We start from the raw sequence: 12,532 nt of genomic DNA on the forward strand, positions 1-12,532 counted from the left end.
CCAAACTGCTTTGGCACCCTTTTTGCATCATTCCCCTAACACTTCTTCCGCTATGTTGACCGCATGGTCGCCGATCCTTTCCAGATTGCTGATGATATCGACAAAAACGATACCGGCTGGGCCGGAACATGAACCCTCGTTCATACGGATAATATGCTTTTTCCTATAAGCGCGCTCCATTTGGTCGATTTGATCTTCTTTTTGGACAACCGCCAATGCTTCTTCCCTGTCCATCTCTCCAAGAGCCTTGATCGCTTGTTTTACAGTGATTAACGTAAGATCGAACATATCGTTCAAATCCTGTTGTGCCTGTTCCGTGATAACGACTTTGTTGGAAATCTTATAATCGACCAATTCGACTATATTTTCGAAGTGATCGCCGATTCTTTCAATGTCACGAACCGAGTCCATTAAAGCAGAGTGCTTCGTACTGTCTGCTTCTGAAAAAGACGTACCCGATAAACTGACAAGGTACTCAGTGATTTCCTTGTCAAGATTATTCAGCGCCCCTTCTACCTGGAGGGCCATGTCTGCGTGCTTTTGGCTATGATTGTTTAAATACTTGCTTGATTCCTCTAATCCTTTGTGAGCATATTCACCCATACGGATCACTTCTTCTTTTGCTTGATCAAGAGCAACTGAAGGCGACTGCTGGATAAAAATCGGATCCAAGTGCTTCGGTTTGTACTCGATCACTGTATCCTCGCCAGGTATCAGTTTTGTCACGATAAAGGCCAATGCCCCGATGAACGGAAATTGGAGGATCGTATTCGCCACGTTGAAACTGCCGTGAGCAAAAGCAATCGTCATTTCCGGATTGAGATTGAAAGCATCCTGCAAATAAGTAACATATTTCGTGTATAAAGGCAACAAAATCAAAAAGATTGTCGTTCCTACCACGTTGAAGATAACGTGGGTGAATGCAGCACGTTTTGCTGCAATGGTCGCTCCGATCGAAGCAAGAATCGCAGTGATCGTCGTCCCGATATTATCCCCGAACAATACCGGCAACGCTGCTTGGATATCGATGGCACCCTGTTCGAACAAACCTTGCAGGATACCGATCGTTGCACTGGAGCTTTGCACGATAAAGGTAAACAACGTTCCAACAACTACACCGAGAATCGGATTGGAACTCATGTTCAAGGTCAAATCATGGAAAGCTTGTACATCACGAAGTGGAGACATTCCGCTGCTCATCAATTCTAAACCGTAGAACAGGGACCCAAATCCAAAAACCGTCTGCCCCAGGTAAGTCACTTTATTATTTTTAAAGAAAAAGAGCATAAATGCACCGACAGCCATAATGGGCAGAGCGTACTCTCCCAAATCGATACCGATGATGAAGGCAGTCACCGTCGTACCGATATTGGCACCCATGATGACCCCGATTGATTGCCGGAGCGTCATAAAACCGGCATTTACTAGTCCTACTGTCAGTACTGTTGTCCCGGAACTGCTCTGTATCAAAACAGTAACAATAATACCTGCCAGCACCCCCATAAATGGATTGCTGGTAAACCGGTCTAAAATATCCCTCAATCGGTCACCTGCAGACTTTTGTAAACCATCTCCCATGAATTTCAATCCGAGCAGGAAGATTCCCAGTCCACCGACAAACTCGAAAATTAAGGATTGCACATTAATATCCAACGTTTCCCATCCCTTCACACATGCTGATTAGCTTGAAATGCCTCTCTCATTATTAATGAAAGCAGAAGAGTTTGTAAAGATTTTTCGTTAAAATTTACGTTAAATTTACATTCTTGTACTTCAGACGACTTTTTCTTGGCAAAATCTATGTAAAAGCTGGAATATTCACCACTTTTTACATTAGATTTCCTCTCTATTTGTTATGTACCCCAATTCAACTACAGCAATCGTAAAGTTGACAGTTACATAACCGACAAAAAAGAGTACTTCACCACTCCAAGATGAAATACTCTCCCATAGCCTTTGTTATTGTTTGTTTTTTGATACAAGGATTTTTGTTCCGTCTACCTGTACTACTCTAACCTCGGTATCTCTTGCGATCCATTGGCCATTCGTCACTGCGCTGTAGTCCTCGCCGTCTACCCGGATGGTTCCGACAGGGCGCATATCAGTAACGGTGATCGCCATTTTCCCCACTAGCGAGGCATACGTCTCGTTCATCGAATTATACCCTTTTTCACTTGTCAGTTGATCGACTAAAGCCAACTTCGACCACATTTCTCTGCGCTTGAAAACTTTCAGGAAAAGAAGAGAACAAAAACCGCCAATAATCACTCCGATCACCCCATACAATCCTGCCGTCCAATTGGGGGAACTTAATCCAATCGACAAGATCATACATACTGCTCCGATGGTGGCAAGGGTTCCGTCATTCAGAAATTTACCATCTATAATAATCAGCAACAGTCCGACCAAATAGATAACCATCATCAGTACGAATGCACCTGGTGCCAAAAAAGACAGAAAATAGATGGTGATGAAACCTAAACCGATAATCCCGAAAAATCCTCTCGTATTTACCAGCAGTTCTCCAAATAAAAATAACGTACCAAGTCCTGTTATGATAAAACTCACCCAGTCTGCTGAAAAAACGTCCATTTGTATCACCCTTCCCGCTTTGTATTATTTACGTTCTTCAAAATAATTTTGTTTCAAAAAAAGGGTTTTATTTTCTTTGTAGAATGTATATATAAATCAATAGAAGGCGGTGTTGCAATGGGATTCTTCAAAAAAGCGCTTGTCACTCTCTTCATTATATTATTTATTGTCAGTATTTTTAAAGATTTAACGGTCGGAACGATAAATAGCATCCAGCAGGTAGAAGAGCAGAACGACAACCCGTCAGAAAGTCTCGAGCCTTCTCAGAATACAGCTCAACAAAATGCCACAGACTACCAAGCCCTGGAAGTGGAGGTGCGACCCGGTGATACAGTGCTCAGCATAATAGAAGAAATCAATCGAGCGGAAGCAGTCCTGTCGATCGACAGCATCATCGCTGACTTCCAAAAGATGAATCCGGGAACAAATCCCCAACAAATTCAGCCTGGAGAAACGTACTTATTTCCTTTATATGTAAGCGAAGAATGACTTGTCAGTTTTTTAAGGTTTGTTACTTCTCAATTCGGCCTTTTCCCCTTATAATAAGCAATGGTACCTAAAATACCATTCTTGTTCGCGATTAAATAAAGGAGCGATATATTTATGGCACTAACCCACAGAAAAAATACACGACCAGTCAAAGTAGGCAATGTCATGGTCGGGGGTAAAAACGAAGTTGTCATCCAGTCCATGACAACGACCAAAACACACGACGTCGAAGCAACTGTTGATCAAATAAACCGTTTGGAAGAAGCCGGATGCCAAATTGTACGAGTGGCTTGTCCCGATGACAGAGCTGCAGACGCCATTCCGGAAATCAAAAAAAGAATAAATATTCCTTTAGTAGTAGATATTCACTTTAACTATAAATTAGCGTTGAAAGCAATTGAAGGCGGAGCAGACAAAATCAGGATCAACCCGGGGAATATCGGCAAACGCGATAAAGTGGAAGCTGTCGTCAATGCAGCCAAAGCAAAAGGAATTCCAATCCGGATCGGGGTTAACGCCGGGTCACTTGAACGGCATATCATTGAAAAATACGGCTATCCGACTGCAGACGGTATGGTGGAAAGCGCCTTGCACCATATCAAAATTCTAGAGGACCTCGATTTTCATGACATCATCGTTTCGATGAAAGCCTCTGATGTCCCTTTGGCAATCGAAGCCTATGAAAAAGCAGCTGAAGCAATTGATTATCCGCTCCATCTTGGCATCACCGAATCCGGCACCTTGTTTGCCGGGACAGTAAAAAGTGCTGCCGGTTTGGGAGCGATTCTTAGTAAAGGCATCGGAAATACAATGAGAATTTCCTTAAGCGCGGATCCAGTTGAAGAAGTCAAAGTTGGAAGAGAGTTACTCAAATCCTTTGGCCTTGCTTCCAATGCGGCAACCCTGATTTCTTGTCCGACTTGCGGCAGAATTGAAATTGACCTTATTTCAATTGCCAATGAAGTGGAGGATTATATTTCAACCATCAAAGCCCCAATCAAAGTAGCTGTATTGGGTTGTGCAGTAAATGGACCAGGAGAAGCCAGAGAAGCTGATATCGGTATCGCTGGAGCACGAGGGGAAGGATTGCTGTTCCGCCATGGGGAAATCATCCGAAAAGTGCCGGAAGAAACAATGGTAGACGAGTTGAAAATCGAAGTCGATCGAATCGCGGAAGAGTACTTTGCTCAACAAAAAGAAGAAGAAGACAAACAGAAAGCATAATAACCACCATGAAAAGAGCTGGTTCCATTCGGAACCAGCTCTTTTGCTATACAAAGGGGGCTAAAAATAACGTCAGGATAATCGAAACAGCTCCAGCAATTATCGCTGTGTTTCCCAGAGTATGGGCACCCCGATTTCTGGATATAAACCCGAATATGATCGCGGCGGCTCCCAGAACCACCGGCATCATGAAGAAAGATAAAACACCAAGGATAACAGCCACCCAGCCAAACCCTGTCTGGACATCCCCGTCCATCTTTGTTTCCTTTTCCTCGGTGCGGATCGGCTTATTGAATTCTGTGGCGGTCAACTCCTGAGCCATTTCTTCATCACGTTTATATGGCTCATCGAGTATATACTGTTCATGGGGATCGCGCGGAGGTACTGATCCACCCTGCTGCTGGGTAATGATCGGATCATTCGTGTCATCCCCAAACTTCGGAGCATCCTCCACCTCTTCGTTCTGTTGCTTGTTGTTCGAATTCTCGTCCATTGGCAACATCCTCGCTTTCTTATCGGGGTGCCTTTGTAGTGTATGAAGGAACCTTGAACATTTTACAAGGTAAATAAAGGATGTAATTATCAACCTGACGGAGAACTTGCTTATAAAGCAAAGCCCTATTCACAAAAAAAACACCCGGGGCTTGTGTGTTTTCGGCTCGTGCTGTTCCCGTCGGAATCTGTATCTTGCCATTGCAATGGTTGTGTCCTGATTCTTGGACAGGTGAGCTGTAATCGTTTTATTCTATGGGCTGACAGAATTTAAAAAAGACTTCCAAGGCAGTAAAAACCGAACGAATTGGAATCGTTCGGTTTTTGATCACTATACTTGTCCCAGCCCCTTTGTATATTTAATTTGCTGTTACAACCGTTTTGTGATTTTCCGCATTGGACAATATCTCTACGGCATACCAGCTTTTTGCATCGCCATTTTCACGGACGAATTTTTTCATTCCGCTCATGCCCCGATGATACGCAGTCAAAGCTTCTTCCCAATTCCCATATTCATTATGCAAATAATCGAGGTACACGATTGATAGCTGCATCGAATAATAAGGATCGTACAACAATTCCTTCTCATATGGCAAACCAGCCATTTCAGCCACCCACGGCGCAGTGTTCGTCATGAACTGCCCCATTCCATACGCCTTTCCGTATTTTGTTTCCGGACCGACCAATTTTGCATCGAAAGTTCCGCCCGTTTCAACCTTGAGTAGCTCATAAACGATTTTTGGATCTACATCGAATTTCTGGGACTCCTTGACTAAATAGAGAGCCCATGACTTTTTGAACCTACCCTCGCTTTCTTCTACAAAAGTGTCCGCAATCTGTTCGATTTTCGGCCAAGTGAGATACCCATTTTTGTCGGGCGACTTCGATTGTTGGGATTGCAGATATTCTTTTTCCGATTGCAGTTGCTTGTTTTCCTGTTCGAGTTTGACAATCTGCGCTTTTATTTCTTCTTTCTCCTGCGAGATTGCATCGATTTCCTGGTTGTCTTCGGCAAATCCGTCAAATAAAAATAATAATAGTGCACAAATAAATAAAAAGCTAAGAGCCTTAGAACCAGAGTTACTCCAAAAGTTCACACACATTCACTCCTTACTACAACCTGCATTTTTCGAACCACAAAAAACTATACTAGCTTTTGCGGATTATAAATGCAATTGATTTACTTACAGATACCGACTGCCGCCCGTCACAAAACCAGTTCTCCTACATAAGGTGTAACAGGGAAAAATTAATACACTTGGCTGGCGCCGCCCTATCATTACAGCCAGTGGAAAAAGAAAGGGTTTTTGGATGAACAGCATGCTAAAAAAGATGATACTAAATAAATTGAAACAAGTAAGTACAGAAGAGCTGCTACATTATAGTAAGCAGTATGATATCCCAATCACCAAAAGTCAGGCCGAACAAATCACCGCCTATTTGCGAAAAATCGAGTTCGATCCTTTCAGCGAGCAAGGGCGCATGGCTTTATTCAAAGATCTGGCAAGAATGACAAACGTTGAAACAGCCCAAAAAGCCAATAAACTGTTCAAACAACTGACGAAAGAATATGGCGTTGACTCCTGGTTTTATTGACTTCCCCAACTTTATCAAAACTAAACATTTCCGAAGGATAAACTAAAACATTCTGTTAGACATTGGTAAGCCTATGCAGCTATAGCGGACCGTATGAATAGAAACACGAGTAATTCAACATGATGCAAAAGAGATGGGGCTTAAAAAAATCAAGCTTTGATCTGCCAAAAGTCAGAAATGAAGTGGGATGGATCGAAGTGTCGAGCTGACTTCAACTTATTCTGGGCGTATTTTTCGGAAATACAAAAGCGCAAGCGCCCGTTTTAAGGAATACAGGCTCATTCACCACCTTCTACATGACCCTCCACGTACGGCTTCCGAGAAGCTAATACAACCGTGTAGTAGGCACAAAGGATGGACTTAAGCCCTCGAGGGGGAGAACGATAGAGCTAGATCTTCTCTGGAATGCATTCTTTCTTATTTTTTTCTGGGACAAAAGCATAGCTACCAAAACAAAAACCGAGCGAATTTGAACTATCAATCAAATTCGCTCGGTTTTTAATTTTTGTGTACCTGAGATATAGACTTCTTGTTATCCTGTTGTTTGATGCGTGCTTGTATGCTACAGCAAGATACTGCGCTTTCTTACGGGAGTTAGCTGAAGCCGTGCCCGCGGAAAGCGAAGTACCTTCCCGGAGTGGAGCGTTGCTCTTCTTAAAAGGGCAGGCTGGAATGGTTTACTTTTTCAAACCCAAAAACCTTGTCCCAGTCTCTTGCTTTTACCTTTACCGCCTATGCTTTTGCTTTGTTATTGCGAAACAATTTGTTCTTTTAAATCTCTTACGAAAGAGTCTCCTTTAAGCATCTCAATCTCAAACTTATATGGAGGCTTTTTGTTCTTTTTATCTTCACCTACATACGGAGTTTCCAATATCTTCGGCAATGCCTCCAATTGTGGATGGTGGACAATATTCCGGAGTGCATCGAAGCCGATATGACCAAAACCGATATTTTCGTGACGGTCTTTCCCGGCTCCGCGCACATTTTTGCTATCATTTACATGGATGACTTTCAAACGGTCTAAACCGATCACCTGATCAAATTCGGCAAGAACTCCATCAAAATCATGGACGATATCATAACCTGCATCGTGAGTATGGCAAGTATCGAAGCAGATAGACAGCTTGTCATTCAGCTTGACACCGTCAATAATCTTCGCTAATTCATCGAAGTTCCTTCCGACCTCTGATCCCTTTCCAGCCATTGTCTCCAAGGCAATCTGCACTTGCTGGTCTTTATGAAGGACCTCGTTTAAACCTTCAATAATTTTCTCTATTCCTTTGTCTACACCTGCACCCACATGTGCGCCTGGATGCAGGACAATTTGCCCAGCTCCTAAGGCTTCCGTTCGTTCGATTTCACTTCTCAAAAAATCGACGCCAAGCTCAAATGTCTCTTTTTTTGTCGTATTGCCAATATTGATGATATAGGGTGCATGGACCACGAGATCTACAATACCGTTTTCCGCCATATGCCTGCGTCCATTTTCAATATTCAACTCTTCTATTGGACGCCGTCGGGTATTTTGAGGTGCTCCTGTATAAATCATAAATGCATTGGAACCATATGACACTGCTTCCTCACTCGATCCCAGCAACATTTTCTTTCCACTCATCGATACGTGTGAACCTATTTTCAACAATTCCTCCACCTCTCTGTTCTTTTTCTATAATTATTATAACATAATAATAGTTATTTTTTATATTTATTACGATTTAACTTTTTCTTCACTTGTTCCTTTTGTTGCTTCATTTTCTTTTTATAGCCCGGCTTCACTTTTTTTGGTTTCCGTACTCTGCGCCAAGCTTCTTTTTCCGTGTCTGATTCTGTTTTCTTCCTTGCACTTCTTTCATTCCAGGCTTTGACTTCTTTCCATTCCCCGTTTTTCACATCAAAGCTCGTAAAGGACAATCCTTTTTTCTCCAGTTTTTCAATCAGCTGAACATCTTGATCGGTGTACAAATTAATCGCCGTGCCTTCCATCCCTGCACGCGCTGTCCGGCCGACTCGATGTATATAAAACGCTTCTTCCTTTGGCAGTTGGGCATTGATCACATGACTGACACCTTTAATGTCGATTCCTCTTGCTGCAAGATCAGTAGCCACAATATATTGAAAACGAAGATTTTGAATGTCTTTCAACACCCGTTTTCTTTCTCTCGGAGAAAGCCCTCCATGGATAAGTCCTACTTCCATCCCTTTTTCAGTCAGCTCTTCCGCAAGTTGATCAGCCAGTTCCTTTCCATTCGTAAAAATGATCGCTAAATATGGCTGAATAGCCTCAGAAATACGAAATATCATTTCCGAAGTTGAACGATGCCGCAGAGGGACCAGTCTGTGCTCCATTGTTTCGGGTGAAAGCTTGTGCTCATCCGCCGTCAGATATGCCGGATTCTCCAGATATTTTTTTAAAAAAGGCTGCAATCTTTCCGGAATGGTTGCAGAAAATACGAGAAGCTGTATTTCCGGATTTGTCTTTACCAAAGTTTTATCGACCTCTTGTATGAAGCCAAGATCAAGCATTAAGTCCGCTTCGTCGACAACGAAGGCCTTGGCATTGTGTAAATCGAGCGCTTCTTCCTCGACAAGGTCCAAAATCCTTCCCGGTGTCCCGACGACAATGTGCGGCTGCTCCTTCAACTTTTCAATCGACCTTTTTTTATCTGTTCCGCCGATCAGCAATTTTGCATTCCAACGATGATCTTTGTTGGCATAATGAATGATTTTCCTTACTTCATCATAGATTTGGATAGCCAGTTCCCTTGTCGGTGCCGTCACCACAAATTGGACCTGTTTCTTCGCTTCCTCCATTTCATTGAATAGAGGCAGCAAATAAGCATGGGTTTTCCCTGATCCTGTATGGGATTGTCCAATCACACTTTCCCCTCTCAGAACGGCGGGAATCACTTTTTCCTGTATGGGGGTCGGTTTATGGAAATCAAGTCTGTCAATGACGTCGTTGATAAGTGGATGCAATGAATATTGTCTAAAATGATGATTCTTCATTTATAAACTCCTTTAAATTGACTTTTGCTACTTTCCTATTATAGTGGAGAAAGAGGGATTTTGCACGGTAATCCTTCACAGATGCAAACATTATCTCTCGCAAGACTGCAATAAAAAGGTTATGTCCTGTAAAAGCATAACTGATGAATATTTTGTCATATTGTAGTTTTACCTTTATAATGAAACTGATGCCCTGAAAACAAAAAGTAGTGAAGATATATAATAGAGGGGGAACCGTAATCATGGAAGTAATTAAAATAGCTCCGCGCGGTTATTGTTATGGAGTAGTAGATGCAATGGTCATAGCTCAGAATGCGGTTAAAGATCCGAATCTGCCAAGACCTATTTATATATTGGGAATGATCGTACACAATTCTCATGTAACCAAAGCCTTTGAAAGCGAGGGAGTCATCACTCTCGATGGAAAAAACAGAGGAGAGCTTCTGGAAGAAATCAATGAAGGTACGGTGGTTTTTACCGCCCACGGTGTTTCGCCGGAAGTGAAAAAAAGAGCAGAAGCAAAGGGTTTGACAGTACTGGATGCCACTTGTCCCGATGTCACACGGACGCATGACTTGATACGCGAAAAGGTAAAAGAAGGCTATGAAGTAGTTTATATCGGAAAAAAAGGCCATCCGGAACCGGAGGGAGCCATGGGGGTTGCGCCCGGAAAAGTTCATTTAGTACAGACAGAAGACGATGTAGAGAAGATACATCTGGATAGCGACAAACTAATCGTCACCAACCAAACTACGATGAGCCAATGGGATGTATATGATGTCATGCAAAAAGTGAAGGAAAAATATCCTCAGACGGAAATGGTACAAGAGATTTGCATGGCAACACAGGTACGCCAAGAAGCAGTGGCTGAACAAGCAAAGGAAGCAGACTTGACGCTTGTGGTCGGAGATCCCCGTAGTAACAATTCCAATCGTCTTGCACAAGTTTCCCAAGAAATTGCAGGAACTACAGCATACCGGATTGCAGATGTTTCGGAAATCAAGCTGGAATGGCTGGAAGGGGTTAGCAAGGTAGCAGTAACGGCTGGCGCTTCCACCCCTACCCCTATCACCAAAGAAGTGATTCGCTTCATCGAAAGCTTTGATGCAGCACAGAAAGAGTGGGATCTTCAGTCCAAAGTTGAACAAAGCAAAATCCTTCCAAAAGTCAAAGCGAAGAAAAAAGCATAACAGGAAAACCGCGAAGAATTGCATCTTCGCGGTTTTTTATAGTACATACTGTTTGCTCTTTTTTTTAAGCAACCCTCTTTACATAAAATGAAAGGGTTCGGTGTGGACACTGGAAATGATTATTTCCGGTAAATCCGATTTATCAAAATACCTTTGTAAAAAGGATTGGACACCTTGTTTCATGAATTTTTCCACGTGATGCCCTGGATCAATGAGTTTCAACCCCATCTGCCAAGCATCCTGCGCTTCATGGAAACTGAGATCTCCGGTTATATACACGTCGGCTCCCTGTTGGTATGCCTGGTCGATGTAGTCTTCCCCGCTTCCACCTAATACGGCGACTTTACGGACCTGCTCGTCGAGATTCCCGACTATTCTTAAAGCAGGGATTTGAAAACGGTCTTTCACAAGTTCACCCAATTCGCGAAGCGTCATGCTTTTTTGTAGGTCTCCAATACGCCCGACGCCGGTTTCTTCCCCTTTATTTTTCAGTGGATTAAGATCATAAGCAGGTTCTTCATAGGGATGAACGGTTTTTATTGCAGCAAGCACATGCGGAAGTTTGCTTTCTGGAATGATTGTTTCCAATCTGTCTTCTTCCACCCTTGTCAGTTCTCCTTGTGAACCGATAAATGGCTGTGTCCCATCCAACGGCTTAAAAGCCCCTTCTCCTCTGACATGATAACTGCAATGACTATAGCCACCGATATGACCTGCGCCTTGATTTCCAATCGCTTCTCTGACCTTTTCCGTATAGTCAACTGGAACATATACCGCAAGTTTGATGAGCTTATCTTGGTCGGTCGTCACTAGGACAGAAGTGTCACGCACACCTAATCGTTCGGACAGAATATCACTAACACCTCCAGTGGTTATATCCAAATTGGTATGAGCGGCATAGACAGTAATCCCGTTTTCGATCAGTTTGGCGATCGTACGCCCTTTTGGTGTTGTTGTATCTATTTGTTTTAATGTTTTAAACAATAAAGGGTGGTGGGCAATAATCAAATCCACACCTGTTTCGACTGCTTCATCAACGACTGTTTCAAGGACATCCAATGTAATCATCACTTTTTTCACAGGTTTGTCCAGTGTACCTACCTGTAATCCTACATTGTCCCATTTATAGGCTAATCCCGGAGGTGCCCACGTTTCAAAGGCATCAATGATTTTCCTGCATGTCATTAGATTATCCGTCACATTAAACCCTCCTTGATTAATTCTACTTCATGACGGAAAGCTTCCATCTTCTTTTCATCAGGTGAAACTGCCTGTTTCATTTGTTTAATCACTCGTTCCCTTTTTTCTATTTCTGTTTTCCACTTCTTTTGGAAAGCATCCGATTTTTCTTTCATCAAATAAGGACCGAGTAGTAATTCCTTTTCTGTCATTGTCGCTGGCGTATCGGATAAAAAGGCGGAAATCACCTCATAAGTGTGACCCGCTTCTTCGACAATCGCTTCCCCAGCCAGTCGGTATCCATTCCCTTGAAGCCACATCCGGACAGCCCTCGCTTCCACATTGGGTTGTGCAATTATTTGCCCGACACGTTCTAATTTCTCTTTCCCTTCTTCTAAAATCGTAGAAATCAAACTGCCCCCCATGCCTGCAATCACCACCTGGTTGACTTCATTGGCAGATATAACCGCAAGGCCATCGCCTTTACGCACTTCTATCCTGTCTGTCAGCCCTTCTGCGGCGACATTGTTTTTGGCACTCTGGTACGGACCTTCGTTTATTTCACCCGCTATAGCTGCTGCCTTTTTGTCCAGATGACAGACATATACAGGTAGGTATGCGTGATCAGAACCAATATCAGCGAACAACGCACCTTTTGGTAAAAATGATGCAATACATCGTATGCGATCAGACACCAGTCTCTCATTCATTTCATTAACTCCTTTTTTCACCCGGTTATATTCCTTCCTATTTAAAAAAGAAAG

Annotated in this window: 12 protein-coding genes; 4 read left to right on the forward strand and 8 right to left on the reverse strand. The window is 42.9% G+C overall.

From position 1 onward, the window contains the following. Positions 1-27: 27 nt before the first annotated feature. Entirely contained in the window at positions 28-1,653 is a 1,626-nt protein-coding gene (locus ABVF09_RS04760; RefSeq protein WP_371068703.1) for a Na/Pi cotransporter family protein, read from the reverse strand. A gap of 306 nt (positions 1,654-1,959) precedes the next feature. Further along, complete coding sequence (locus ABVF09_RS04765) at positions 1,960-2,592, reverse strand: NfeD family protein (protein ID WP_026569934.1); 633 nt, start codon at positions 2,590-2,592, stop codon at positions 1,960-1,962. Between the two features lie 117 nt (positions 2,593-2,709). Here ABVF09_RS04765 and ABVF09_RS04770 point away from each other — a divergent pair, with 117 nt between their 5' ends. Continuing rightward, positions 2,710-3,081 carry a LysM peptidoglycan-binding domain-containing protein gene (locus ABVF09_RS04770; RefSeq protein ID WP_051382013.1) on the forward strand — a complete coding sequence of 124 codons (372 nt, stop codon included), beginning with the start codon at positions 2,710-2,712 and terminating at the stop codon, positions 3,079-3,081. A gap of 114 nt (positions 3,082-3,195) precedes the next feature. Further along, positions 3,196-4,305, forward strand: coding sequence for a flavodoxin-dependent (E)-4-hydroxy-3-methylbut-2-enyl-diphosphate synthase (gene ispG, locus ABVF09_RS04775; RefSeq protein ID WP_026569933.1), 1,110 nt, complete (start codon positions 3,196-3,198; stop codon positions 4,303-4,305). Between the two features lie 46 nt (positions 4,306-4,351). On the opposite strand, the gene ABVF09_RS04780 is transcribed toward ispG, so the two are convergent. Both ABVF09_RS04780 and ABVF09_RS04785 read right to left on the reverse strand, forming a co-directional pair. Further along, on the reverse strand, positions 4,352-4,798 hold the full coding sequence (locus tag ABVF09_RS04780; RefSeq protein WP_026569932.1) for a DUF4190 domain-containing protein: 447 nt from the start codon (positions 4,796-4,798) through the stop codon (positions 4,352-4,354). A 358-nt stretch (positions 4,799-5,156) separates the two neighbouring features. Beyond that, positions 5,157-5,894, reverse strand: coding sequence for a transglycosylase SLT domain-containing protein (locus ABVF09_RS04785; protein WP_235162437.1), 738 nt, complete (start codon positions 5,892-5,894; stop codon positions 5,157-5,159). Between the two features lie 214 nt (positions 5,895-6,108). On the opposite strand from ABVF09_RS04785, the gene ABVF09_RS04790 reads away from it, so the two are divergent. After that, positions 6,109-6,393: a DUF2624 domain-containing protein gene (locus tag ABVF09_RS04790; RefSeq protein WP_026569930.1), complete on the forward strand. Its 285-nt coding sequence runs from the start codon at positions 6,109-6,111 to the stop codon at positions 6,391-6,393. Positions 6,394-7,141: 748 nt separating this feature from the next. Here ABVF09_RS04790 and ABVF09_RS04795 read toward each other — a convergent pair. Together ABVF09_RS04795 and ABVF09_RS04800 are read right to left on the reverse strand one after the other, a co-directional pair. Beyond that, complete coding sequence (locus ABVF09_RS04795; RefSeq protein ID WP_026771160.1) at positions 7,142-8,035, reverse strand: deoxyribonuclease IV; 894 nt, start codon at positions 8,033-8,035, stop codon at positions 7,142-7,144. Between the two features lie 50 nt (positions 8,036-8,085). Next, complete coding sequence (locus ABVF09_RS04800; RefSeq protein WP_371068704.1) at positions 8,086-9,399, reverse strand: DEAD/DEAH box helicase; 1,314 nt, start codon at positions 9,397-9,399, stop codon at positions 8,086-8,088. Positions 9,400-9,641: 242 nt separating this feature from the next. Here ABVF09_RS04800 and ABVF09_RS04805 point away from each other — a divergent pair, with 242 nt between their 5' ends. After that, positions 9,642-10,589 (forward strand): 4-hydroxy-3-methylbut-2-enyl diphosphate reductase, encoded by a 948-nt coding sequence (locus tag ABVF09_RS04805; RefSeq protein WP_026569926.1) that lies wholly within the window; start codon positions 9,642-9,644, stop codon positions 10,587-10,589. A gap of 78 nt (positions 10,590-10,667) precedes the next feature. Here the strand turns inward: ABVF09_RS04805 and ABVF09_RS04810 are convergent, their stop codons facing one another. Together ABVF09_RS04810 and ABVF09_RS04815 are read right to left on the reverse strand one after the other, a co-directional pair. Continuing rightward, a complete protein-coding gene (locus tag ABVF09_RS04810; RefSeq protein WP_371068705.1) occupies positions 10,668-11,789 on the reverse strand; it encodes a Nif3-like dinuclear metal center hexameric protein in 1,122 nt (373 codons plus the stop codon). Next, a complete protein-coding gene (locus ABVF09_RS04815; protein ID WP_026569924.1) occupies positions 11,786-12,478 on the reverse strand; it encodes a tRNA (adenine(22)-N(1))-methyltransferase in 693 nt (230 codons plus the stop codon). The genes ABVF09_RS04810 and ABVF09_RS04815 overlap by 4 nt, the downstream gene beginning before the upstream one ends. Positions 12,479-12,532 lie beyond the last annotated feature (54 nt).

It is taken from the genome of Sediminibacillus sp. JSM 1682029 (assembly GCF_041366435.1).
Taxonomy (GTDB): domain Bacteria; phylum Bacillota; class Bacilli; order Bacillales; family Amphibacillaceae; genus Sediminibacillus; species Sediminibacillus terrae.